This window comes from Salinicola sp., assembly GCF_982684285.1.
Genome location: NZ_CEXLVS010000005.1, coordinates 1 through 23,319 on the forward strand (window position 1 = coordinate 1; position 23,319 = coordinate 23,319).

The following is a 23,319-nucleotide window of genomic DNA, read 5'->3' on the forward strand; positions in this document are numbered from 1 at the left end:
TGGCATCGAGACGCGGGTGGTGCACGGCTTCCTCCAGGTTCATGCCGAAGTCCATCATCAGCGCCGCGCCCTGAGTCACCGCCGGCATGATCAGATTGCCGCCGGAAGCGCCCACCGAGAAGCGCGCCTCGCCGTCCCTCACCGCCACCGTGGGGCACATGTTCGACGAGTTGACGCGCTTGCCGCCTGCCATCGTCGTCGGATAGCCGGGGCGCGGGTCGAAGTAGCTGACGCTGTCGTTCATCAGCATGCCGGTGGAGGGCAGGGTGACGCCGGAACCGAAGCGGTTGAGCAGGGTGTAGGTGAGCGCCACCATATTGCCCTCGGCGTCCACCGACGACATCGACGACGTGCAGGCGCCGTTCTCGCCGTCGACAGGCCCGGCCCTCGGCGGCAGCACGCCGGTGCGGATCTTGTGCTGGCGCCAGCACGCCTCCAGCGCTTCGGCATAGGCCACCCACGTTGCCGGTGTCGGGCTTTCCGGTGGTGTCGGTATCGCCTCGAACGTGTGCGCCAGCATTTCGCGCTGGCGCAGGCCGCCGGAGACCTCTCCGGGCGTGTAGAGCGTGTAACCACGATGCTCGGCGACCATCGGCGCGTACTCGAACACTTCACAGGCGGCGAAATCCTCGCGCGAGATGCGCGAGCCGCCGGCCTGCAGATCGCTGACGATCCTCTCGGCCAGCGCACCGCGATAGAACGTCTCGGCGCCGCCTGCGGCGATCTCGCGCAGCGTCCCGGCCAGATTCGGGATTCTCAGCCGGCTCTCGGGCGTGGCCGGATGGCCGCCGGGCAGATAGATCGAGGCGGACATCGGATCGCGTGCCAGGGTGCGGGCGCAGACGCCGATCTGCAGGCTGGTGAACCAGTCGACCTGTAGCCCGCGCTCGGCCAGCTGAATGGCTGGTGTCATGACGTCATTGCGCGACCGGGAGCCGAAGCGCGAGAGGGCATGATCGAGCCCCGCCACGGCGCCGGGCACGGTGATCGAGCGGTAGCCTTCGATATTGGCGTTATCGACCACACCGGGAAAGCCCATCGGCGTCGCCGGCAGGTTCGGGTCGACGGGATAGTCCTCGAGGCGCGTGTCGCCGGCCAGCGTGCCCTGGAAATCCAGCGCCACGGCGTGCTGCTCCTTCGCCAGCCAGATCACCATGAAGCCCGAGCCGCCGAGCCCGCTCATCCACGGTTCGACGGCATTGAGCGCGTAGGCGGTGGCGACGATGGCATCGATGGCGTTGCCGCCGGCGTCGAGCTGGGCCGCACCCGCCTGAGCCGCGACGCGGTGCTGGGAAGCCACCACCCCGTTCTGGGAGCGCGCGGCGGGCGTGGTCAGGGTCCAGTTGTCGATATCGTGATGGGATCGTGTCACGTCGTGCGCTCCTCGTCGTTGTGATTCCCTGTCGCTTCGATCAAATCGCCGATCAGCGTTTCGACTCGATTGACATAGTTGCTGCCATTGGAGGGCGGCATCGGGTCGGAGGTCATCACCACGGTCATGGCGCGGGAAGGGATAACGTAGAGCAACTGGCCGCCGTAGCCCCAGCCGTAGTAGACCGGCTCGCCGGCGAGTTCGGTGATGAACCAGCCGTAGCCGTAGTCATCGCCATTGAAGAACGAGCGGGTGCGCGGCTGCCAGGAGCGTTCGATCCAGTCGGTGGAGAGGACCGCCTGGCCGCCGTATCTGCCGCGTTGCCGGACCATCTCGCCGAAGCGCAGCAGCGCCTGCGGGGTCAGGCCCATCTCGTTGCCGCCGAAGTAGATTCCCTGCGGGTCACGTGTCCAGGGCGGAATCGAGATGCCCAGCGGATCGCCCAGCCAGTCTCGCGCGAGCGCCAGCGTGCTGCGCCCGGTGACCTCGGTCAGCGCGGCGGAGAGCAGGTGGCTGTTGCCGGTGGAGTAGCGCATGCGCCCGCCGATCTCGGCATCGAAGGGGCGCGCCAGGGCATCGCTGACCCAGTTCGAGCTTGCCACCCAGGCGCCATAGTTGCCGCCGGAGGTGCGCTCCAGTCCGGCCTGCATCGACAGCAGGTTGCCGACGGTGATGTCGTTGACGCGCGGGTCGACGTCGGCGGGTACCCGGGCGCCCAGCAGCTCGACGATGGGCTGGTCGACGCTTTCGATCACGCCGCGATCGATGGCGGCACCCACCAGGGCCGAGATCAGCGTCTTGGAGAGCGACTTGATGTTGGCCGTCTCGTCGGTCGCGTGGCCACGAAAGCCCTCGTCGATGACGGTCTCGCCGTCGATGGCGACCAGCAGGGTGTGGCTGCGCGGCAGGGTGCCGGCGCGTTCGACGATGCTCTCCCGCCGGTCGTCGGCCAGTGCCGCGGCCGCCGGCTCGAGCGGCAGCAGTGCCAGCAGGCCAAGCAGACAGAGCCGCCAACGGGAAACGCTGGCGGCGGGCGTGGAGTGATGGCTTTGCAGGGAAGTCGGCATGTCCTCGAGTGTGGCGCATGCCACCGCGATCTTCCACGCGGGTTTGTCGGCTCGGTCCAGGGCGCTTTTCAGACCGTGCGGGTCAGGGCGCCGGCGCGCCAGCCATGCAGATAGAAGCCGAGATAGCGCAGGGCCACGTAGCCGACGATGACGCTGGCGACGATCACTTCCAGCGTGGCCATACCGTGGACGATCGCGACATCGTGAGCGCTGAAGCCGTGGGTCTGCATCCAGCCGGCGGTCTTCGCCAGGGCCGTGGCACCGATCACCATGGGAAAGGTGAATGCGGCATACCCCGGGCTGTAGGGCAGGCGCAGCAGCTTGAAGAAGGCCAGATAGATGATCAGGGTCATCAACACCGCGATGCCGCCCAGCAGGGCGATCAGCAGCGGCGACGGCGTCTCGACGACGGTGAGATAGCCGGCCAGCGACAGGCTGGCCGGTGCCGCCATGATGGCAATGGTCGGTTTGGCGGGGTCGGGGATCTCGTCGGCGAAGATCAGCCGGTAGACCATGACCGGCAGCAGGATGGCGTAGAGCCCCATGCCGAGGTAGAGCAGGCCGATGGCCAGCGGATGCAGTGCCGAGATGCCGGGGAACGCGACATCGGCGACGATGATCCCCACCGGCGGTACGAACCAGGCCGGCACCATGTGGTGGAGTTCGAACGCGCGCGCACGATGCACGATAAAGGCGACGAGAAAGCTCAGGTGCAGCGCCACCGCCACGAGCCAGAGCGTGACCCCGACGGCTGGCATCAGCCACTCCCCGGCGGCTTTCGATACGACCATCAACGCCATGGCGAAGGTCGGCACGACGCTGCCGACGACGGGGTGCGCCAGGTCCGCCACCAGCAGGCGGGGGTGGAGCACGAACTTGGCACCCAGGATCAGCAGCAGCACCGCGGCGGTTATCGCGCCGGCCAGCTGCGCGCTACCGCCGAGGGGCGCGAAGCTCTCCCAGCTCCAGCCCAGGCTGGAGATCCCCAGCGCCAGGCCGGCCATCGGCGTTGGCGCAGTCTGTAGACGTTGGGTCAGGGTCGGCATGGAGGGTCTCCTCATGATCGATGGAGACACCTTATGGCATTTTGCGATATCGTTATATTTTAACTTTATTTACTTGTCGTTTTGTAAAATTTAACGAACGAAATTCAACGAAAGAGAGGGAGCCATGGCGATCACGTTCCGTCAGCTTCGGGTATTCGTCGCGGTGGCGCGCGAGCGCACCTTGACCGCGGCGGCGGCGACGCTGTTCCTGACCAAGCCGGCGGTCAGCATCGCGCTGGCGGAACTGGAGAAACAGTGCGGTCGCACGCTCTTCGATCGTCACCGCAACCGGCTCTATCTCAACGACCAGGGGCGGCGATTGTTGCCGATGGCGGATGAACTGCTGGCCCGCAGCGACGCGATCGAGCAGCTGTTCGACAACGATGCCCTGGGCGGGCATCTCCATATCGGTGCCAGTTACACCATCGGCCACCAGCTGCTGCCGGCGCTGTTGCGGGACTTCCGTGTCGAGAGCGGGCATCGCGATCAGCGGGTCACCATCGCCAACAGCGCATCGATCTGCACGGCGCTGGAAGCGTTCGAGCTGGACGTCGGAATGATCGAGGGCCGGGTCGCGGGAGAGCGTTTCCATGTGCTGCCGTGGCGCCGCGACCGGATGCTGGTGGCGGCCTCCTGCGATCACCCGCTGGCTGCGGCCCCGGGGCCGGTGGCGGTCGAGAGGCTGGCAGAATACGGGTGGCTGCTGCGCGAACCGGGCTCCGGCACGCGGGAGCAGTTCATGCGATTCATCGCCCCGCGCCTGCCGCAGTGGGAACTGAGCCTGGAGATCAACTCGGCGGAGGCGATCATCAACGCCGCCGCGGCCGGGCTCGGGCTGACCTGCCTATCCGCGCTGGAGGCGCGGCACGCCCTGAGGGATGGGCGTCTGGTCGAGATCGACCTGGACCTGGACATGACCCGTGAGTTCAGCCTGGTGCTGCACCGCGACAAGTACCGCAGTCCGTTGATCGAGCGATTCGTCGAGTTCTGTCGGCAACGTGACGAGGCCGTCGATCCGCCGTGAATCCGGGAAAGCGAAGATGGCCTTCGCCGCGGCCATCGAAGAACGGGCGCCCCGATATCGTGATGCGCAGGGCGCCCGGCGGTGGTGTGAAGACTGGCGCGAGGGTGTGTCAGCCGCCGAGGAAAGAGGACATGGCCTTGTCGGTGATCATGCCGCAGGCCTTTTTGCCTGCCTGATCCTTGAGATTGGCCAGGCTGAAGGTCTGGCCGTTGCCGCCCTGCAACAGGCCGCTCAGGCCTTGTTGGTAACCGGGATCCTCCTTGGCCTGACTCTGGCCGCCGACCTTCTCGAGCAGGCTGTTCTTGACCTTGTCGGTCGTGCTTTCGGTATAGCCCTGCTGCTGGCAGTAGCCCAGGACCCCGGCCACGTTCTGCATGCTGCCCAGGTTCATCGACCCGGAGCCCAGCGAGCTGAGCAGCGAGGCGCTGCTGGCCGCCCCGCCGCCCTGGGAGGATTGCCCTGACATCATCTCGCCGGCGTTTTTCTTGGCGCTATCGAAACTGAAGGCCGACGCCAGGGGAGAGGCGGCGATGGACGCGGTCAACAGTGCGGCGGAAAGGAAACGAAGATTCATGAACTCATACTCCTGGCTGGAAAGGAAACCCTGTCGAGGTTTCGATGAAACGATCCGCGAGTGTCGATGATAGGGCGATGAGACGCCTTGCTCCTTGCTGGCGCCGCTCTACGCTAGAGCAACCATGAGCCACTGTCCAAGAGCGGTGAGCCGAACGGTAGGGGCTGTCCGCATCCTCGATGCGATGACGAAACTCCAAGCCGGCGTCATGGTCTAGGCTTGGAGTGTCGGAAGGGATCCGACGTTCCCTCGAGAAAGGAGATGGCATGATCATTACGGTCGGCGAATTCAGAAAACTGCTTGAAGCGTATGACGATCAACTGGAGTTGAGTTTCAGTGGGCTGGAGTATCACCGGCTCAAGCAGAAGGGCGACAAGCACCTGGAAGTCGAGTTCGAGGAGAAGGTGTTCCGGGACAAGACCGGGCACGTCAATATCCATGACGAAGGGCGTTGAGAGCGCGGTCCGGTGCCGCTCCGGTGCCGCTCCGGCGCCGCTCCTGTCGCGTCGAGCGCCACGCCGTTGTCCCACGATGGCGGAGTCAGGCTGTCACCGAGGCTTCGTCGCTGGCCGCTTTTCCGTTACCGTTACGCCCCATCGAGGCTAGGGAGCGGCACGAATGGATGATTCAACCCCGACCACGCAGGTCGACGTCGCTATCGTCGGCGCGGGGCCCATCGGCCTGTGTCTGGCCAACGCGCTGTCGCGCAAGGGTGTGAGTTCGGTGCTGATCGATCGCCAGCCGAGATCGGCGATGGCGGACCCTGGCAACGACGGCAGGGAGATCGCGCTGACCCGGGCCTCACAGCAGATCCTCGGCAGGCTCGATATCTGGTCGCGGATCGATCACGACGAGCGGGCCCGAATGCGTGCCGCCAAGGTCTTCGACGGGCAGTCGCTGTTCGCCATGGAAATTGCGCCGGGCGCCACCCGGGACGACCCGCTCGGTTGCCTGGTGCCCAACCAGGCGATCCGTCGGGCCGCCTATGCCGCCGTGCAGGCGGAGGCGCCGGGAGCGGGGGATATCCTGTGGCGCGACCAGCAGGAGATCGCGCGATTCCAGGCCGACGACGCGGAAGTCGATATCCGGCTCGGGAGTGGCGAACGTATCCAGGCTTCGCTGCTGGTGGCGGCGGACAGCCGCTTTTCCGCCACGCGGCAGGCCATGGGCATCCCCGCCCATACCTACCAGCACGGCCAGCAGATGCTGGTCTGCCGGATGCATCACGACGAGCCTCACGACCAGACCGCCTGGGAGTGGTTCGGTTACGGCCAGACGCTGGCGCTGTTGCCGGTCGATACCCACTGCTCGTCACTGGTGCTCACGCTTCCCCCCGCGGCGATGACGCAGCAGCTGGCGCTGAGCGACGAGGCATTCGACGCCGACATTACCCGGCGCTTCGAGGGCCGGCTGGGCGCCATGCGTCGAATTGCCGAACCGCACTGCTATCCGCTGGTCAGCGTCTATGCCGAGCGCTTCGTCGGTCGTCGTCAGGCGTTGGTCGGCGACGCCGCCGTGGGGATGCACCCGGTGACCGCGCACGGCTTCAATCTCGGGCTGCAGGGATTGTCGAGGCTGGCCGAGAGGATCGGCGAGGCGCACGCCCGGGGGCAGGATATCGCGTCCCCCGAGCTGCTGAGTCGGTACCAGCGGGAACAGCGCCTGGCGACGGCGCCGCTGTTCGCCGCGACGTTGGCGATCGTCGGGCTCTATACCGATGATCGAACGCCGGCCAGATGGCTGCGCAAGGCCGTGTTGCGGGCGGGCGAGGCGGCCTGGCCGGCAAGACGGCTGATCGCGAGCCATCTGATGCGTTCGGGGGGCTAGCCGAACACGATCCTGCCCCGACAGGCGGTCTCTTTACTCTCTCAAGGTCTTTCTCTCTCAAGAGGAGTTCTTATGGATCTGGCAATGGTGGGACTCGGGCGCATGGGCGCCAACATGGCGGAGCGCCTGGTACGGGGCGGACACCGGGTGGTAGGGCACGACCCCAGCGAAGAGGCGATGGCCAGGGCGGCGGAGAAGGGCATCGAGTCGTCCGCGACCCTGGCGGCAGCGGTGGAGGCGTTGCCGACACCCAGAATCGTCTGGCTGATGGTTCCGGCCGGGCCCCTGGTCGACAAGCTCATCGACGAGCTGGAACCGCTGCTGTCGCAGGACGATATCGTGATCGATGGCGGCAACTCGATGTACAAGGACACCGTGCGCCGGGCCGAGACCCTGCAAAAGCGCCAGGTGCATGCGGTCGATGTCGGTACCAGCGGCGGCGTCTGGGGGTTGCAGGAGGGCTACAGCATGATGATCGGTGGCGAGACGGCTGTCGTCGATTCGCTCCGGCCGCTGTTCGAGAGCCTGGCGCCTGCCGCCGACAAAGGCTGGGGGCATGTCGGTCCCAACGGCGCAGGCCACTTCACCAAGATGGTCCACAATGGCATCGAGTACGGCATGATGCAGGCCTATGCCGAGGGCTTCGCCATCATGGAGCGCAAGGATTTCGACCTCGATCTGCACCAGATCGCCGAGATCTGGCGCCACGGCAGCGTGGTGCGCTCCTGGCTGCTCGACCTGACCGCCGACGCGCTGGAGAAGAATCCGTCGCTCGAGGGTATCGCGCCCTATGTCTCGGACTCCGGCGAGGGGCGCTGGACCGTGAACGAGGCGATCGAACTCGAGGTCAGCGCGCCGGTGATCACCCTCTCCCTGCTCGAGCGTCTGCGTTCCCGCGAACCGGACTCCTACGGTGACAAGCTGCTTTCCGCCATGCGCAACGAGTTCGGCGGACATGAGATCAAGAAGGGGTAGCCCGCGCGGCTTGCGCTAGCGGCCTCGGCGCCTGGCGCTACCAGATATGGTGTTTCGATGCGCCGGGTGGCACAAGCCACTCGGCGTTCTTGGTGGGAAACGAGCTCGATTTCAGACCTTGACAGCGCGGGAGGCCGGCTACCATGCGGGCTCCCAGGCCGTGCAGAATTGTCCACAGGATATTGACAGAAAAAGACCACATCTATGCTTGGAAAAACCGTCGGCTACCATATATAGTGTTTTTCCAGAGGCGGCGGGAACGGTGCAGAACCGTGATTTCCCAACCGCCATAGCCTGCACCATCGGCTGTCGATGGCGTCTTTCCCTGTCAAGGATGGTTATCATGAGCATCACGATCTATAGCAAGCCGGCCTGCGTCCAGTGCAATGCCACATACCGCGCTCTGGACAAGCAAGGAATCGACTATACCGTGGTTGATCTGACCCAAGACGCCGATGCGATGCAGCGCGTTCAGAACCTGGGCTATCGCCAGGTGCCGGTCGTGGTCGCGGGTGAAGATCACTGGGCCGGGTTCCGTCCGGACAAGATCAGCACGCTGGTTGCCTGATCCGATCGCTTCGAATTTTTCAGACTCGACTCTTTCCGGCTAGCGCAGGCCTCGCCCGCGCTGCCGATACCGCGCAGGGGCGCAGGAGACCGTCATGGCTGGGCTGGTCTATTTCTCGACCAAATCAGGCAATACGCGGCGCTTCGTCGAGAAACTGGGGTTGCCGGCCAGCCGGATTCCGCTCGACCGGAGTGCTCCCCCCCTGCAAGTCGAAACACCCTACATTCTTGTTGTACCGACCTATGGTGACGGCGATCCGCGCTCCGCGGTGCCCGCGCCAGTCATTCGCTTTCTGAATGACGAACATAATCGGTCCCTGATTCGCGGCGTCATCGCCGGCGGCAATACCAATTTCGGCGAGGCCTTTGGCCTGGCGGGACGGGTTGTCGCGAAAAAGTGTCGGGTACCGCTTCTCTATCGTTTCGAACTGATGGGCACGACCGAAGATGTCCATCGAGTCCTTGCAGGGGTGACCGAATTTTGGAAACGCTCAGCCTAGATACGGATACGACCGTGCGGCCTGCCGTCAGCGCCGAACACAATGCCAAGGCGCTCGATTATCACGCGCTCAACGCCATGTTGAACCTGTATGACGCCAATGGCCGTCTGCAGCTCGACAAGGACCGGGAAGCGGCGCGTCAGTATTTCCTGCAGCACGTGAACCAGAACACCGTGTTCTTCCACTCGCTGAAGGAGAAGCTCGACTACCTGGTGGAAGAGGGCTACTACGAGCAGCAGGTCCTCGATCAGTACGACTTCAGCTTCGTCACGGCGCTGTTCGATCAGGCCTACGCGGCGAAGTTCCGCTTCCAGAGCTTCCTGGGCGCGTTCAAGTACTACACCAGCTACACGCTCAAGACCTTCGACGGCAAGCGTTACCTCGAGCGTTTCGAGGACCGCGTCTGCATGGTCGCGCTGAGCCTGGCGCGCGGCGACGAGACGCTGGCCAAACAGCTGGTCGAGGAGATCATCCACGGCCGCTTCCAGCCGGCGACGCCGACCTTCCTCAACTGTGGCAAGCGCCAGCGCGGCGAGCTGGTCTCCTGCTTCCTGCTGCGCATCGAGGACAACATGGAGTCCATCGGGCGCTCCATCAACTCGGCGCTGCAGCTCTCCAAGCGCGGCGGTGGGGTGGCGTTCTCGCTCTCCAACATCCGCGAGGCGGGGGCGCCGATCAAGCGCATCGAGAACCAGTCCTCCGGCATCATTCCGATCATGAAGATGCTCGAAGACGCCTTCTCCTACGCCAATCAGCTGGGCGCGCGCCAGGGCGCGGGCGCGGTCTATCTCAACGCCCACCACCCGGACATCCTGCGTTTCCTCGACACCAAGCGCGAGAACGCCGACGAGAAGATCCGCATCAAGACGCTGTCGCTGGGCATCGTGATGCCGGACATCACCTTCGAGCTGGCCAAGCGCAACGAGGAGATGTACCTGTTCTCGCCCTACGACGTGGAGCGCATCTACGGCGTGCCGTTCGGCGACATCAGCGTCACCGAGAAGTACGAGGAGATGGTCGCCGACGGCCGCATCCGCAAGAAGAAGATCAACGCCCGCGAGCTGTTCCAGACCATCGCCGAGCTGCAGTTCGAATCCGGCTATCCGTATCTGATGTTCGAGGACACGGTGAACCGTGCCAACCCGATCCACGGCCGGATCAACATGTCGAACCTCTGCTCGGAGATCCTGCAGGTCAACACGCCGACCGAGTACGATGACGATCTCGGCTATCGTCACATCGGCGAGGACATCTCCTGCAACCTGGGCTCGCTCAACATCGCCAAGACCATGGACTCGCCGGATTTCGGCACCACGGTGGAAGCGGCCATTCGCGGCCTGACCGCGGTCTCCGAGATGAGCAACATCACCTCGGTGCCGTCGATCGCCGAAGGCAACGCCAGGTCCCACGCCATCGGCCTGGGGCAGATGAACCTGCACGGCTATCTGGCGCGCGAGCATATCCTCTACGGTAGCGAGGAAGGGTTGGATTTCACCAACATCTACTTCTACACCATCGCGTTCCATGCCATTCGGGCGTCCAATCGCATTGCCATCGAGCGCAACCAGCGTTTCGCCGGTTTCGAGCAGTCGACCTATGCCAGCGGCGAGTACTTCGACAAGTACACCGAACAGGCGTGGGAGCCGAAGACCGAGAAGGTGCGCGGTTTGTTCGAGCAGAGCGGCATCGCCATTCCGACCCAGGACGACTGGCGCGAGCTGAAGGCATCGGTGATGGCCCACGGCCTGTTCAACCGCAACCTGCAGGCGATTCCGCCCACCGGCTCGATCTCCTACATCAACAACTCGACCTCGAGCATCCATCCGGTCACCTCCAAGGTCGAGATCCGCAAGGAAGGCAAGCTGGGCCGCGTCTACTACCCGGCGCCGTACCTGACCGACGATAACCAGGAGTTCTACCAGGACGCCTACGAGCTCGGTCCCGAGAAGATCATCGACACCTACGCCGAGGCGACCCAGCACGTCGACCAGGGCCTGTCGCTGACGCTGTTCTTCCGTGACACGGCGACCACCCGTGACGTCAACCGCGCGCAGATCTACGCCTGGCGCAAGGGTATCAAGACGATCTACTACATTCGTCTGCGTCAGGCCGCTCTCGAGGGAACGGAAGTCGAGGGATGCGTTTCCTGCACGCTGTAAGCCTGAATCTGTTTGAACGCGCCGAGCCTCTGGCTCGGCGCCAACCGAACGAGAACACTCTCATGGATATGCCCACCTCTGCTGCCCGTCATCTGAACCGGGTCGATGCGATCAACTGGAACCGCCTTCAGGACGACAAGGACCTGGAGGTCTGGAACCGTCTCACCGGCAACTTCTGGCTGCCGGAGAAGATTCCGCTCTCCAACGACATCCCGTCCTGGAACACCCTGACCGAGCACGAGCAGCAACTGACCATCCGCGTGTTCACCGGCCTGACCCTGCTCGACACCATCCAGGGCACCGTCGGCGCACCGGCGCTGATCGACGACGCCGTGACCCCGCACGAAGAGGCGGTGATCACCAACATCAGCTTCATGGAGTCGGTCCACGCGCGCTCCTACAGCTCGATCTTCTCCACGCTCTGCGCCACCCGCGACGTCGACGACGCCTACCGCTGGAGCGAGGAGAATCCGTTCCTGCAGAAGAAGGCCGAGCTGATCCTCGAACGCTATCGCGCCGAAGATCCGCTGATGCGCAAGGTCGCCAGCACCTTCCTCGAGTCGTTTCTGTTCTACTCCGGCTTCTACCTGCCGATGTACTGGTCCAGCCGCGCCAAGCTGACCAATACCGCCGACCTGATTCGCCTGATCATTCGCGACGAGGCGATCCACGGCTACTACATCGGCTACAAGTTCCAGCGTCAGCTGGCCCAGTTGCCGGCGGAGCGCCAGGAAGAGATCAAGATCTACGCCTACGAGCTGCTCCACGAGCTCTACGACAACGAGGTCAAGTACACCGAGGCGCTCTACGACGACGTCGGCCTGACCGAGGACGTCAAGAAGTTCCTTCACTACAACGCCAACAAGGCGTTGATGAACCTGGGCTTCGAAGCGCTGTTCCCGGCCAGCGTCACCGACGTCAGCCCGGCGATCCTCGCCGCGCTCTCGCCCGGCTCCGACGAGAACCACGACTTCTTCTCCGGCTCCGGCTCCTCCTACGTGATTGGCAAGACGGTCAGCACGGAAGACGACGACTGGGCGTTCTGAGGGAAGCACTGACTAAATGTCTGCGCGGGAAAATCACTGCGTTGTGCGGTGCCGGGGCGCCGGTCCGATCGGAATCCTCACCTATACCCCATAGGCTCCGGATCCTGTGCTCCGTACGCCTTGTGCTTTAACCCGCTCGTCGATTTATTCAGCACTTCACGAGCTATTGCAGCCATTCTCAATTGCGCCTTGAAGAACCGCTCCGACCGGGGCGGTTTTTTTATGCCCGTTGGCACCGGTGGATCGAGCGATGGATCTCGGCACTTGCCGATGTCGTGATTCGACCTTCCTCGCTCACTGCACACTGCCTGCACGAAGCCACGAGATAGTGCTCCTGCACCGCGTCCCGGTGCGCAACCGGAGTCGAAGTCATGAAATTTCACCAGTCACTCATCGCGCTGGCCGTCACCGCTTCCACCTTGTCACCGCTGGCCATGGCTGCACCGGCCGAACAACCCAAGCCGCCTGCGCCCCACGAGGCACGCATGGCGCACGCCGACCCGCTCAAGGAGGCGGTGGTCGCCAGCTGGAATCTCGATGACGATAAACTGGCAAGCCTCGCCCAGGCCGACAGCGATTTCCACGCCGGTCTCCAGCAACTGCGCGGCAACGATGACCAGGCAGCGCCCGAGCAGCGCCGGGCCGCGATGGAGTCCCTGCTCCAGCAGCAGCGCGAGCAACTCACCGACGTGCTCACCGACGAGCAGCTGCACGCCTACCAGATGCTGGAGCGCCCGCGGCCGCCGATGATGCGTCACGGTGGTCCGCGCCTGGATCCCGAGCAGATGACCGCCCAGCTCGAGCAGCGCTATGCGCCGCTGTTCGCGACCTGGGATCTCGATCAGGACCAGAGTGCCAAGGTGCTCAACGCCGAACGCACCTTCTTCGACGGGCTGCATCAACTGAAGCGTCCCGACGTGAAGGGCGATGACGAATCACGGGACGCGCGTGGTGCGCAGTTCAAGCAGCTGCTGGAACAGCGTCACACTGCGCTCTCCTCGGTGCTCGACGACGAGCAGGTCACGGCGTTCGAAGCGCTGACCAAGCCGCCGCGTGGACCTCACCACGGCCCGCGACCGGACGGCGAGGCGCCTGCCGCCGGTTGATGGCGCCAGCGTCTTCGCGAGCTCTCACCTGGAAAGCCCTTCTGCGGAAGGGCTTTTTCACGTCCGCACCATGTCGCTGCCTGACGTCTTCGGCCACAGTTGTTAGTCTTTGGGCGAACATGCGTTGTCATCCACCCTCTGCGATCGGAAACCGCCTCATGGAAGATCAATGGCTGGCCTGGGCCAAGCGGCTCTCGGCTCTGGCCGATACCGGGCTGCACTACTGTCGCGACAAGTTCGATCGCGAGCGCTATGAAGAAGTCGCCGAGATTTCGGCCTCGATGATTGCGGCGCTGGGCGATATTCCCATCGGGCGCGTGAATCTGGCGCTGGACAAGGGCGAGGGACACGTCACGCCGAAGATCGACGTGCGTGCGGCGATCATCGACGACGGCAGGATCCTGCTGGTGAAGGAGAAGATGGACGGGCGCTGGACCATGCCCGGCGGCTACGCCGAGGTCGGGCTCTCGGCTGCCGAGAACACCATCAAGGAGGTGTGGGAGGAGGCCGGCGTCAAGGTCGAAGCCAAGCGGCTCTACGCCATCCGCCACAAGGCCAAGCATGCCTATCCGGCCGACGTGCTCGATTTCTACAAGCTGTTCTTCCTCTGCGAGCGGCTCGATGGCGCCCCGCTCGACCCCGGCCATGAAGTGCACGATGCCGCCTATTTCTCCCCCGAGGCGCTGCCGCCACTCTCCGAGCCACGGGTCATCGCCCGGGACATTGCCGATGCGTTCGAATTTCACGCCGATTCCCGTCGTCCGGCGCTGATCGATTGAGCCGATCGTCCCCCGGGTTAAACCTCCGGGCCCGATGGCGGTCTATAGCAGTGCGGGATGATCATGCAACGGGGTGAATGGAGGGGTAATGAACGCACAGAAGATTCTATCGCAGATCATGAAACAGGCCGGGGGCGGAAAGGGCTCGTCGTCGGGTATCGGTGGCTTCGACGCCAAATCGCTGCTGGGAGGTGGCGCGCTGGGCATGCTGGTCGGCAGCAAGCGTGGCCGCAGCATGGGCGGCAAGGCGATCAAGTACGGCGCCCTGGCCGGTCTGGGCGCCCTGGCCTGGAAAGCCTGGCAGGCGCATCAGGAGCAGAAATCGGCGCCCGCCGAAGCGACGACAGCAACCGACCAGCCGCTGGAGCAGCTCTCCGGCGAGCGGCAGGAGAGCCGCAGCCTGGTGATTCTGCGGGCGATGATCGCCGCCGCGCGTGCCGACGGCCATATCGATGCCCAGGAGCGGGCCGCGCTGGCCGAGCAGATCGACGCGCTTGGCGCCGACGATGAACTTCACGCCTGGTTGGAGCAGCAGATGTCCGCACCACTGGATGCCAATGCCATCGCCCGCGATGCCGATTCGCCCCAGGCCGCCCGCGAGGTCTACCTGGCCAGCGTGGCGATCGTCGACGACCAGAACCCGATGGAGCGGGCCTGGCTCGATCAACTGGCGGCAGCGCTCAAGCTCGACGGCGATCTCTGTTGCACGCTGGAACGCCAGGCCGTCGAAAGCCCGGCCTAGGCCGGGTTGGTGCATCTGGCCCGGGGCTCGGCCTCGGGCTGGCGTTGGGTCAAGGTACCGACGAACGCGGCCAGTGACAGCAGCGCCACCAGACTGCCGTAGGCGTAGATGGTGGGTATCAGGCCCAGGTGCTGGGTCGCGATTCCGCCACACAGCGCCAGCGTGCTGGCGGACAGATAGCAGATGACGTAGAACGCCGCCATCAACGCCGATCGTTCGGTGGGCGGTGCCAGGGGCATGACGACGCGCATGGCGCCCATGAACGCGGCGCCGAAACCGATGCCGGCGATCGCCGTCCCGACCAGCAGTATGCCCACCGCCCGTTGATGGACCCCCAGCAGCAAACCGAGCATGCCGACGATCAGGCAGGCGGTCCCCAGCAGCACCGCCAGGCGCGGCGGCTTGGCGCGCAGGATCAGCACGCTGATGCCGCCGATGAACGGGAGCAGAAAGGTGATCAGGCATCCTACCAGCGGGTTGTGAACGCCACTGATCGTCTCCACCAGCGTGGGCCCCAGCGATAGCGAGAACCCCCCCAGCGCCCAGGAGGAGACGACGGCCGGGACGACCCGAAACAGCGGCCCTCGCACCGACGGGGGAATCGTCGCACGAGGGCGAAGTGCCGCCAGCGCGCCGGGACGCGGCGTGACGCTCTCCGGAATGCGCTTGAGACAGGCTCCCATGATGACGAGCAGGACGATCAGCACCAGATAGACCAGACGCATCGGCGCCGGCGCGTAGGTCACCAGCAGGCCGGCGAACAGCGCGCCGAGGCCCATCCCGGAGAGCGGCGCGATGCTCGCCAGTACCGGCCCGCGGGTATGGTCGCTGTCGAGCATCGCCGCGGCCAGGGCACTGGTCACGATACCGGTCGCCGCGCCCTGCAGAATCCTCGCTGCCAGCACCCACACGAGCCCGTCGGCGACCACGAACAGCAGCAGCGACAGGATCTCGCCGACGATGGCGATCGCCACCACTGGCCGCCGGCCGATGTAGTCGGATAGCGAACCGGTGACCAGCAGCGCCAGCAGCAGCGCGAAGACATAACTCGCGAACACCAGCGTCAGCCAGGTCGTGGAGAAGTGCCAACTGGTCTGATAGATCCGGTAGAGTGGCGTCGGGGCGCTCGAGGCCGCGAGAAACGTCACCATCAATACCGCGTAGTAGACCAGCGAACCGAGCCGGGGGGCCGGATAGACATTGGTCGACGGGGATGAAGGTGGAGGTGACATGAGGGAGTCCATTAATGCTAAAATTTTGCGTTAGAGAGAGTTTGAACTTAGCAGGCTCATAAAGCAAATATTTTGCGTTTGTGTTTTCATCAGTGAACCGCCATGCCGATCAAAGAAGCCGTCAGACCGGGCGGGCGCAGTGCCCGGGTACAGGAAGCCGTCCATCAGGCCGTTCGCGAGCTGCAGGCGGTAAAGTCGCGCGATGAGTTGACGGTGCCCCAGGTCGCCGAACATGCCGGCGTCACGCCGTCGACGATCTACCGGCGCTGGGGCAATCTGGCGGAACTGGTCGCCGACGTCTCCGTAGAGCGCATGCGCCCCGATGACGATCCCGTGGATACCGGTACCCTGGCCGGCGACCTGCAGGCCTGGGGCGAGCAGTATCTCGAGGAGATGACCTCGGTGCCGGGGCAGCGCGCACTCAACGACGTGATGGCCAGCGCGGACAACGGACGTCGCGAACGCTGCTGTCGCTACAGCGAATCGCTCATGGCGACGCTGCGGGAGCGCGCGCTCTCGCGCGGCGAGGCGGCGGTGCCATCTCTGGACCGGCTGGTCGACGGGGTGGTGGCGCCGATGACCTACCGCCTGCTGTACGACCGCGAATCGGCTACCGCCGCCAATCTCCGGCGATGGATCGCCCGCGCGCTGGCGGTGGAGGATGTCGACTGACACTCAGATCAGCTTGGCGGCCACCAGCAGGTCGGCCACCGACTGGAAGGTCCCGTCGGGAATCGGGTCGCCATTGCTGGCCCGTCTGGCGATGCTGGCGGCGAGCGTGGCGTCCGCTGCCCGGGGGATGTGGCGGGAGTTGGCACTCGCCAGCAGCTCCGCGGCCTGTTCCGGCGATGCCTTGCAGGTGACCAGCGGTACCGGCGTTTCCCCGCGTACGTAGCGAATGCCGACCAGCCAGCCATCTTCGGTGCCGATCATCATCGAGGCGTGCTGCACGCCGACCTTGGCATTCAGCTGATGCATTTCGCGTCGCCGCTTGCGACGCTCCTGATTCATCGTCGGGTCGCCTTCCTGATCCTTGCGCTCCCGCTTCTGCTCGGTCTTGGTCATGCGCTGGTCGCGTCGAAACAGCCAGCGCTGCAGCATCACGTCGAAGCCGCCGACCAGCAGGAACGCGATCAGCGCCGTGATCACCAGCGGCTGCAGCAGATCGAGGAAGGTGCCCTGAATGCAGCCGAAACCGCAGCTGGATGACTCCATCAGCGACTGCAGGCCCAGGCCATAGACCACGATCAGGGCGACCCCCAGCGCCACCATCTTGAACAGCGACTTGAGGAATTCGATCAGGCCACGCATCGAGAAGATGCGCTTGAAACCCTGTACCGGGTCGACTTTCTCCGCCTTGGGCAGCACCGGTTCGGTGGCGAAGATGAAACCCTGCGAGACCACGATGTTGGTCAGCACGATGATCACGAACGTGAGCGCCACCAGCGGTACCACCGAAAGCAGCAGCACCTCGCCCGCCTGTGCCATCAGGCGCGGCCACAGCGAATCGAACGGCTCGGTATAGAGTCTCGATGTCACCTCGAGCAGGCCCTGTACCCGGGCGATGATATCGCTGGCGCTGACCGCGATGTAGAGCGTGCAGGCCAGCAACACCATGGCAGTGACCAGGTCCGCGCTCTGGGAGACCTGGCCCTTCTTGCGCGCGTCGCGAAGCTTCTTCGTCGACGGCGGTAGCGTCTTTTCCTCGGAGGGCTGCTGGCTCATGGCGCGATGCGTTCACCCGCCGAGTCGTCAGGAGCCGACGGTAGAACCCTCGTCCATATTGGTCTGGAGATTACTGCCATCGCCGTCGTAGTCCTCGTGATCGAAATCGTCCCAGCTCGAGTCGGGTAGATGGCCCTCCTGCACGTAGAACTCGTACTCGTCGCTGCGGTAGTCGAAGATGCTCTCGTCGTCCGGTGCGTCGCGCTGACCGTAGTGGCTGACGTAATCCTCGAGAAACTCGTAGCGCTTCAAGCCATCTTCGGTCAGTAGACCATCCTCGTCGAGGGAGGTGAAGAGCTCCTTGAGGTCGGCCTCGTGTCCTTCCAGTGCGTTGGTGCGCTTGATGTCCTGGACGATGGAGAACGGCAGCGTCGCCAGCGTCAGGCCGGCGGAGATCCAGAACAGCGGGCCGGTAGCCGCGCGGGCGACGGCAATACCCTTGAGCGCCGCCAGCGATGACGCGCCGCCCGCGAGGCCGAAGGCACCCGCCGCGACGGTCACGGCGCCCTGGCCGATGGTGGCGCCATCGCCGCTGTCCGCGCCGCGCTTGATCATCAGCCCGCCGAGGGCGATGTCCAGCGCTCCGGCCGTCCCGTTGGCGGCACCATCAAGCACGCGAAGAAATGAGCTGATACTGCGTGTCGTGGTCGTCGCATCTGGCAGCTCGGGGTTGGACGTGAAGCCCTTGTCGACGCCTTTGACTACCGCTTCTGCCTCCTCGGGGGTGAGATCCAGTATCTTGCCGAGTTTGCCCTGATCGTCGACGGACGCCGAATCGACGACGCTCTGCAAATTCTCGCTCAAGCGCAGGAAGCGGTCGGGATCCTTACCGCCCGGGGTTGGCTTGTCGGTGCTCCAGATGCCGTCCAGCGTCTTGTCCAGCCCCAGCATCTCGTTGAGTTTCGAGCCGGAGACGGTATCGATGATATTGCTGCCGAGGTTGACGAAATGTTGGCTCGCGCCGAGGAAACTCACCAGCTCCTTGGTAATGGCGACTCCCGCTTCCGCCTTGTCGGAGACACGGCCGCCAGCAAGCTGATAAATGCCGGAAGTAAGTGAAATCAGGCCGCCAACGGAACCCAGCGCGCCATTGCCGTTGAGGTGGGAAACCAGCGACATCATGCCGCCGTTGGTCTTCTCGTTGAGCGCAGTATAGACATCCTTGCTCAGTGTCTTCTTGATATCCGCCTCGGTGAGGCTGCCGTTTTTCTCGAACTTGTCGCCGAGTTCCTGCAGTGCCTTGCCGAAGGTCTTCGCCGACTGCTCATTGTTCATGAACTCGTGCACGAACTTGTCGATGCTCTCGGCCGTGCGTCGCGGTATGTCGACGCCGGCCCGCTTGAGCGCGGTCAGGACTGTCTTGACCACGTCCTGGGTGCCAGCGGCCAAGTTGGCATCGTTGATGTTGTCGGGGTTGGCGAGCAGGTCATCGAGATCGGTGATCATCGAGTCAAGCTGTAGGTTCTGGGCGAATTCGGCCGCCTTGTCGCTCTCTTCGGTCGCCGGGAACAGTGTCGAGAGCGCATTGTAGGTCCGCGAGATATCCTGCTCGGCGAGTTCACCCTGGCCGCTCTCGCGCAGGTCGTTGATGTAGTCGATGTACGCCTCGCTGAAGGCGGTCTCCTCCAGTCGCGATGCGATGTCGTCCTTGTCGGCGACCTTGTCGACGGCGCCCTCCTGGGCTTCCAGGTAATCCTTCTGCACGGCCTCGGAAGCGAACAGTTCGCCGAGGCTGGCATCGAGTTTCTCGCCATCGATGATCGACGAGAGATCATCGCCGGTGACGTGATCGAGGCTCAGCCCCTCCGAGATATCGAGGCCGACCAGGTCCAGGCCGTTGTCGAGCGCACCCTGGGCGCGCAGGGCACGGTAGAACTGGGCGCGCTCGTCGTTCTTGTCGATGCTGCCGTCCTCGATCCCCGTCTTCCACTCTTCGATCAGGTTCTGCCAGGTCAGCTCGCTGACGGTCAGCTTGCGTGAACTGTCGTCCGGGTCGGTCTCGCTGGTCTCCATCGACTGGATGTCGACATCGCTGAAGGCTGGCAGGTCGTGATCGCGCCGCGCCGTATCCAGCTCCGCGTTGTCGGACAGGCGCTGGGTGTTGGTCTCGCCGCCGTGCCGCGCCCAGTAACCGTCGAAGACATTCTGGACCGCCTTGCCATCGTCTCCGGCAGCGTGCCGGATCCGCTCGCGCAGGTCGTCGTTGACCTGGGCGGTGGCCTCCTCGCGGGAGGCGCCGTCGCTCACCTTGCTGTCGATCAGGTTCTGGTAGAGCTGTGACAGCGTTTCCGAGCTTTCGATATGCAGAATCTGGCGAGAGTCGGTCAGCGTACTGCCTGCCAGGCCGGATGAGAGCGCATTGAGGTTGTCCTCGTAACTGGGGTTGTCGGTCACGGTGTGGTTGGCGAGGAAGTCGTCGTAGGCTGCGTAGCCGGCGTCGATGGCGTCGTCCTTGCCGCCATGACGCTCCCAGTAACCGTTGAGCACGTCGAGTCCGTCCTCGCTGTCCTTGTCGGCATCGGTCAAGGCGTTGCCGGTCCGCTCGAAGAGGTCTTCCTTGGCGTCGTCGATGGCCGTCTGGAGATCCGGGGCGTCGCCGCGCTCACGCTGCTGGTCGAGTTGATACTCCACCAGCTGGCTGAACTGGCTGGCGGCGTCTCCCGTCAGCGGCCTCACCTTGCGGTCGTCGATATCGATGCCTTCGGCCATGTCGGAGGAGAGCGAATTCAGCGTGTCGTCGTAGGCGATGTCGGCCTCGTCGCGATTGGCCAGATAGCTCTCCTGGGCCAGCTTCTCGGTGTCCTCTTCGCCACCGTGACGCTTGAAATAGCCGTCGAAGACATTGGCGACGTCGCCACCGCCGACGCTGTCGATACGCTCGCGCAGATCGTCGTTGACGTGATCCATCGCTTCCTGGGGATCGTCGCCCTGATCGATCCGGTTCTGGATCAGATTCTTGTAGAGTTGGGAGAGCGTATCCGATGAGTCGAGATGCAGGATCTTGCGCTGGTCGGTCAGCGTGCCGCCGGCCATCCCCAGGGCCAGGGCATTGAGCTTGTCCTCGTAGTCGGGGTTGTCGGTGAGTGTGGTGTCGGCCAAAAAGCCGTCGTAGGCGTCATAACCCGCGTCGATCGCAGCCTCTTCGCCGCCGTGGCGCTTCCAGTAGCCCTCGAAGACATCGAGGCCCTTGTCGGCGTTGCGGTCGGCGTTGTCGAGGGCATGCCCGATGCGGTCGAACAGCGCTTTCCTGGCGTTGTCGATCGCCTTGGACAGGTCGGGGTTCTCGCCGTCGGCGCGCTGGGCGTTGAGCTCGGCGGTGACCAGCTTCTCGAACTTGTCGGCGGCGTCCCCCTTCAGGCTGGAAACCCGGCGCTTGTCGATGTCGATGCCGTCCGCCATGTCCACCGCCAACGCATTCAGCGTGTCCTCGTAGTCCTGACTGCCGGGCTCGAGGGTCTCCTTCTCCTTGCCGCCATCCCCGGCCATCTTCTGCGCCAGCTTGAGCACGGAGGTGAAAACCTGAGTGGGGGCGGACGAGACCGGGTCTTTGTCGAGGGTGACATCATCGTTGACGCGCATCGGCTTGTTCTCTCTGAAAGGAGGTTGGCTCGAGGACGCCGACGTTCGATCCATGAACAGGACGGGACGGCATCGCGGGAAAACGCCTCCAGTATTCAGGCGCCGGATGACGACCCGATGGCAGCGGCGAAACGCTGAGTAACGGACTGTATGGCTTTGGTGGGGCGGACGACGGCTATCGCATCGCGCCGAGAATGGCCTCGAGACGCTCCATGTTGAGCGCGACGACATCGAGCTGGTCGACCATCAGCGGGATCAGGAAGACCACGTAGATCAGCATCAGAAACGCGAACAGCAGGTTCTTGATCGGCAGCGACAGATCGAAGGCGTGAAGGTTCGGCGCCATCCTGGCGACGTAGGCCAGCATCAGGTCGGCGATCAGCAGCGCGATCACCAGCGGGGCGATCATCAGCACGCCGATCTGCATCACCTGGTCGAGCAGGCCGAGCAGCGACATCGCCGAGGTCTGTGACAGCAGCGGCATGAAGTCCACCGCCGGCCACAGCGCGTAGCTGCGGTAGAAGCCGTCGAGCAGCAGCATGAAGCCGCCGGTGATGAAGAACAGCGCCAGCAGCGTGATCGTCAGCAGCGTCGAGGTCACCCCGGATTCGGTCGCGCCCATCGGATCGACGATCTGCGCCATGGTCGAGCCGCGCTGCAGGTCGATCAGCTCGCCGGCCACCTCGGCGGCCCAGAACGGCACGCCGAAGACCAGGCCGATGGCGACGCCGATCAGCAACTCCTTGATCACCATGCCGGCGACGCTGAAGGTCGACAAGGTCTCCGCGTTCACCATGGCATCGAACAGCGGCACGATCAGCGGCAGCGAGATCGTCACCGCCACGGCGGAGCGGATCATGCCGGTCAGCCCCAGGCGATTGAAGGCCGGTGTCACCAGCACCATGCCCAGCGCCCGGGCCACGCCGACGGCCGCCGCCGCGATCAGCGGGTAGGCGAAGTCGGTGAGAAAACGGGCGAAATCGTCGTAGTCCATCGGTCCCTTGAATCACTCGAAAAGGAAGCGCAGCCGGTCAGGTAGCGTTTCCTCAGCGCGACCAGGCGGCAAAATTGTCCAGCACCTGATCGGTGATGTTGACGATCTGCCCGGCCAGCAGCGGGCCCGAGAGGATCAGCACCAGCAGTACCGCCACCAGCTTGACCGCCTGCGGCAGCGTCTGGTCCTGGATCTGGGTCAGCGCCTGCAGCAGGCCGACGCCGAAACCGACGGCGATCGCCACCAGCAGCGCTGGCGCCGACACCAGCAGTACCGTCCACAGGGCGTTCTTCATCAGCGAGAGGAAGATGTCGTCGGTCATCCTAGCCGCCTCCGTAACTCAGGATCAGTCCGTGCATCAGCCGCGACCAGCCGTCCACCGCCACGAACAGGAAAATCTTCAGCGGAATCGAGATCAGCGTCGGCGAGACCATCATCATGCCCATCGCCATCAGCACGTTGGAGACGATCAGGTCGATGATCAGAAACGGGATATAGAGCAGAAAGCCGATCTCGAAGGCGCGGGTCAGTTCCGAGCTGACGAAGGCGGGAATCAGTACGATCAGGTCATCGCTCTTGAGGTCCTCGCGGGCTTCGTCGGACCACAGCGTGCGGGTGGCGTCGATGAAGAACGCCCGTTCGTGTTCGCTGGCGTAGCGTGACAGATACGCCTGCAGCGGGCCGCGCAGGGCCTCGCCGGTCTGCTTGATCTCCTCGACGCTGGCCAGCCCCGCCGAGCGCTGCTCGAACTCGTGAGCCATCTCGCCGATCAACGGCGTGGTGATATAGACCGTCAGGATCAGCGCGATGCCATAGAGCACCAGGTTGGGCGGCGTCTGCTGCACGCCGAGAGCGTTGCGGATCAGGAACAGCACCACCGAGATCTTGAGAAAGCCCGTCATCGTGACCACCGCCAGCGGCAGCGTGATGCGCATGGCCTGACGGATGCTCACGCCGGAAGTGAGCAGGCCGATGATCAGCGGCGGCGACTGATAGGGGAACACC

22 protein-coding genes are annotated in these 23,319 nt (G+C 64.3%); 12 read left to right on the forward strand and 10 right to left on the reverse strand.

All coding sequences use genetic code 11. The features are described 5' to 3' along the window. The 3 genes from AC3AYF_RS00965 to AC3AYF_RS00975 form a co-directional block, all read right to left on the reverse strand. A partial coding sequence (locus tag AC3AYF_RS00965) for a gamma-glutamyltransferase family protein (RefSeq protein WP_487779303.1) occupies positions 1 to 1,372 on the reverse strand: 1,372 nt, incomplete at its 3' end. Next, on the reverse strand, positions 1,369 to 2,439 hold the full coding sequence (locus AC3AYF_RS00970) for a serine hydrolase domain-containing protein (RefSeq protein ID WP_295036068.1): 1,071 nt from the start codon (positions 2,437 to 2,439) through the stop codon (positions 1,369 to 1,371). The genes AC3AYF_RS00970 and AC3AYF_RS00965, both read right to left, overlap by 4 nt. Before the next feature lie 68 nt (positions 2,440 to 2,507). After that, on the reverse strand, positions 2,508 to 3,485 hold the full coding sequence (locus AC3AYF_RS00975; protein ID WP_295036067.1) for a TDT family transporter: 978 nt from the start codon (positions 3,483 to 3,485) through the stop codon (positions 2,508 to 2,510). 124 nt (positions 3,486 to 3,609) lie between these two features. Between AC3AYF_RS00975 and AC3AYF_RS00980 the strand changes: the two genes are divergently transcribed. Next, positions 3,610 to 4,509 carry a LysR substrate-binding domain-containing protein gene (locus tag AC3AYF_RS00980; RefSeq protein WP_295036066.1) on the forward strand — a complete coding sequence of 300 codons (900 nt, stop codon included), beginning with the start codon at positions 3,610 to 3,612 and terminating at the stop codon, positions 4,507 to 4,509. Between the two features lie 109 nt (positions 4,510 to 4,618). Here AC3AYF_RS00980 and AC3AYF_RS00985 read toward each other — a convergent pair whose 3' ends face one another. Continuing rightward, positions 4,619 to 5,083, reverse strand: coding sequence for a DUF2501 domain-containing protein (locus AC3AYF_RS00985; protein WP_295036065.1), 465 nt, complete (start codon positions 5,081 to 5,083; stop codon positions 4,619 to 4,621). A gap of 266 nt (positions 5,084 to 5,349) precedes the next feature. On the opposite strand from AC3AYF_RS00985, the gene AC3AYF_RS00990 reads away from it, so the two are divergent. From AC3AYF_RS00990 to AC3AYF_RS01035, 10 genes are all read left to right on the forward strand, one after another. After that, on the forward strand, positions 5,350 to 5,538 hold the full coding sequence (locus tag AC3AYF_RS00990) for a hypothetical protein (protein ID WP_295036064.1): 189 nt from the start codon (positions 5,350 to 5,352) through the stop codon (positions 5,536 to 5,538). A 163-nt stretch (positions 5,539 to 5,701) separates the two neighbouring features. Then, positions 5,702 to 6,910, forward strand: coding sequence for a 5-demethoxyubiquinol-8 5-hydroxylase UbiM (ubiM, locus tag AC3AYF_RS00995; RefSeq protein WP_295036063.1), 1,209 nt, complete (start codon positions 5,702 to 5,704; stop codon positions 6,908 to 6,910). Between the two features lie 72 nt (positions 6,911 to 6,982). Further along, the gene (gene gnd / locus AC3AYF_RS01000; protein WP_295036062.1) at positions 6,983 to 7,885 is read left to right on the forward strand and encodes a phosphogluconate dehydrogenase (NAD(+)-dependent, decarboxylating); all 903 of its coding nucleotides are present in this window, start codon (positions 6,983 to 6,985) and stop codon (positions 7,883 to 7,885) included. A gap of 343 nt (positions 7,886 to 8,228) precedes the next feature. Then, the gene (nrdH, locus tag AC3AYF_RS01005; RefSeq protein WP_071230919.1) at positions 8,229 to 8,453 is read left to right on the forward strand and encodes a glutaredoxin-like protein NrdH; all 225 of its coding nucleotides are present in this window, start codon (positions 8,229 to 8,231) and stop codon (positions 8,451 to 8,453) included. Between the two features lie 94 nt (positions 8,454 to 8,547). Beyond that, on the forward strand, positions 8,548 to 8,952 hold the full coding sequence (gene nrdI, locus AC3AYF_RS01010; protein WP_295036061.1) for a class Ib ribonucleoside-diphosphate reductase assembly flavoprotein NrdI: 405 nt from the start codon (positions 8,548 to 8,550) through the stop codon (positions 8,950 to 8,952). Between the two features lie 14 nt (positions 8,953 to 8,966). Further along, positions 8,967 to 11,111, forward strand: coding sequence for a class 1b ribonucleoside-diphosphate reductase subunit alpha (gene nrdE / locus AC3AYF_RS01015; protein WP_295036060.1), 2,145 nt, complete (start codon positions 8,967 to 8,969; stop codon positions 11,109 to 11,111). Positions 11,112 to 11,173: 62 nt separating this feature from the next. Further along, positions 11,174 to 12,157 (forward strand): class 1b ribonucleoside-diphosphate reductase subunit beta, encoded by a 984-nt coding sequence (nrdF, locus tag AC3AYF_RS01020; protein WP_476748630.1) that lies wholly within the window; start codon positions 11,174 to 11,176, stop codon positions 12,155 to 12,157. A gap of 371 nt (positions 12,158 to 12,528) precedes the next feature. Next, on the forward strand, positions 12,529 to 13,263 hold the full coding sequence (locus AC3AYF_RS01025) for a hypothetical protein (RefSeq protein WP_295036059.1): 735 nt from the start codon (positions 12,529 to 12,531) through the stop codon (positions 13,261 to 13,263). 158 nt (positions 13,264 to 13,421) lie between these two features. Then, entirely contained in the window at positions 13,422 to 14,042 is a 621-nt protein-coding gene (locus AC3AYF_RS01030; RefSeq protein ID WP_295036058.1) for an NUDIX hydrolase, read from the forward strand. An 88-nt stretch (positions 14,043 to 14,130) separates the two neighbouring features. After that, the gene (locus tag AC3AYF_RS01035) at positions 14,131 to 14,784 is read left to right on the forward strand and encodes a tellurite resistance TerB family protein (protein WP_295036057.1); all 654 of its coding nucleotides are present in this window, start codon (positions 14,131 to 14,133) and stop codon (positions 14,782 to 14,784) included. On the opposite strand, the gene AC3AYF_RS01040 is transcribed toward AC3AYF_RS01035, so the two are convergent. After that, complete coding sequence (locus AC3AYF_RS01040) at positions 14,781 to 16,016, reverse strand: MFS transporter (RefSeq protein ID WP_295036056.1); 1,236 nt, start codon at positions 16,014 to 16,016, stop codon at positions 14,781 to 14,783. The genes AC3AYF_RS01035 and AC3AYF_RS01040 overlap by 4 nt on opposite strands. A gap of 102 nt (positions 16,017 to 16,118) precedes the next feature. Here AC3AYF_RS01040 and AC3AYF_RS01045 point away from each other — a divergent pair, with 102 nt between their 5' ends. Continuing rightward, the gene (locus tag AC3AYF_RS01045) at positions 16,119 to 16,688 is read left to right on the forward strand and encodes a TetR/AcrR family transcriptional regulator (protein WP_295036055.1); all 570 of its coding nucleotides are present in this window, start codon (positions 16,119 to 16,121) and stop codon (positions 16,686 to 16,688) included. Between the two features lie 3 nt (positions 16,689 to 16,691). Here AC3AYF_RS01045 and AC3AYF_RS01050 read toward each other — a convergent pair whose 3' ends face one another. From AC3AYF_RS01050 to sctR, 5 genes are all read right to left on the reverse strand, one after another. After that, entirely contained in the window at positions 16,692 to 17,741 is a 1,050-nt protein-coding gene (locus AC3AYF_RS01050) for an EscU/YscU/HrcU family type III secretion system export apparatus switch protein (protein WP_295036054.1), read from the reverse strand. A 27-nt stretch (positions 17,742 to 17,768) separates the two neighbouring features. Continuing rightward, positions 17,769 to 21,320, reverse strand: a complete 3,552-nt coding sequence (locus AC3AYF_RS01055) for a hypothetical protein (protein ID WP_487779304.1) — start codon at positions 21,318 to 21,320, stop codon at positions 17,769 to 17,771. A gap of 175 nt (positions 21,321 to 21,495) precedes the next feature. Then, on the reverse strand, positions 21,496 to 22,314 hold the full coding sequence (sctT, locus tag AC3AYF_RS01060; RefSeq protein ID WP_295036052.1) for a type III secretion system export apparatus subunit SctT: 819 nt from the start codon (positions 22,312 to 22,314) through the stop codon (positions 21,496 to 21,498). Between the two features lie 52 nt (positions 22,315 to 22,366). Beyond that, positions 22,367 to 22,636, reverse strand: coding sequence for a type III secretion system export apparatus subunit SctS (gene sctS, locus AC3AYF_RS01065; protein WP_149435481.1), 270 nt, complete (start codon positions 22,634 to 22,636; stop codon positions 22,367 to 22,369). Position 22,637: 1 nt separating this feature from the next. Beyond that, the gene (gene sctR, locus AC3AYF_RS01070; RefSeq protein WP_487779305.1) at positions 22,638 to 23,318 is read right to left on the reverse strand and encodes a type III secretion system export apparatus subunit SctR; all 681 of its coding nucleotides are present in this window, start codon (positions 23,316 to 23,318) and stop codon (positions 22,638 to 22,640) included. Between the last annotated feature and the right edge of the window lies 1 nt (position 23,319).

Coding starts and splice junctions, on each gene's coding strand:
- AC3AYF_RS01050 (WP_295036054.1), bottom strand. CDS start 17,741: ATGAGCCAGCAGCCCTCCGAGGAAAAGACGCTACCGCCGTCGACGAAG.
- gnd (WP_295036062.1), top strand. CDS start 6,983: ATGGATCTGGCAATGGTGGGACTCGGGCGCATGGGCGCCAACATGGCG.
- AC3AYF_RS01030 (WP_295036058.1), top strand. CDS start 13,422: ATGGAAGATCAATGGCTGGCCTGGGCCAAGCGGCTCTCGGCTCTGGCC.
- AC3AYF_RS01025 (WP_295036059.1), top strand. CDS start 12,529: ATGAAATTTCACCAGTCACTCATCGCGCTGGCCGTCACCGCTTCCACC.
- AC3AYF_RS01040 (WP_295036056.1), bottom strand. CDS start 16,016: ATGTCACCTCCACCTTCATCCCCGTCGACCAATGTCTATCCGGCCCCC.
- nrdI (WP_295036061.1), top strand. CDS start 8,548: ATGGCTGGGCTGGTCTATTTCTCGACCAAATCAGGCAATACGCGGCGC.
- AC3AYF_RS00980 (WP_295036066.1), top strand. CDS start 3,610: ATGGCGATCACGTTCCGTCAGCTTCGGGTATTCGTCGCGGTGGCGCGC.
- AC3AYF_RS01045 (WP_295036055.1), top strand. CDS start 16,119: ATGCCGATCAAAGAAGCCGTCAGACCGGGCGGGCGCAGTGCCCGGGTA.
- AC3AYF_RS00990 (WP_295036064.1), top strand. CDS start 5,350: ATGATCATTACGGTCGGCGAATTCAGAAAACTGCTTGAAGCGTATGAC.
- nrdF (WP_476748630.1), top strand. CDS start 11,174: ATGGATATGCCCACCTCTGCTGCCCGTCATCTGAACCGGGTCGATGCG.
- AC3AYF_RS00975 (WP_295036067.1), bottom strand. CDS start 3,485: ATGCCGACCCTGACCCAACGTCTACAGACTGCGCCAACGCCGATGGCC.
- AC3AYF_RS01055 (WP_487779304.1), bottom strand. CDS start 21,320: ATGCGCGTCAACGATGATGTCACCCTCGACAAAGACCCGGTCTCGTCC.
- sctS (WP_149435481.1), bottom strand. CDS start 22,636: ATGACCGACGACATCTTCCTCTCGCTGATGAAGAACGCCCTGTGGACG.
- sctT (WP_295036052.1), bottom strand. CDS start 22,314: ATGGACTACGACGATTTCGCCCGTTTTCTCACCGACTTCGCCTACCCG.
- AC3AYF_RS01035 (WP_295036057.1), top strand. CDS start 14,131: ATGAACGCACAGAAGATTCTATCGCAGATCATGAAACAGGCCGGGGGC.
- ubiM (WP_295036063.1), top strand. CDS start 5,702: ATGGATGATTCAACCCCGACCACGCAGGTCGACGTCGCTATCGTCGGC.
- AC3AYF_RS00985 (WP_295036065.1), bottom strand. CDS start 5,083: ATGAATCTTCGTTTCCTTTCCGCCGCACTGTTGACCGCGTCCATCGCC.
- AC3AYF_RS00970 (WP_295036068.1), bottom strand. CDS start 2,439: ATGCCGACTTCCCTGCAAAGCCATCACTCCACGCCCGCCGCCAGCGTT.
- nrdH (WP_071230919.1), top strand. CDS start 8,229: ATGAGCATCACGATCTATAGCAAGCCGGCCTGCGTCCAGTGCAATGCC.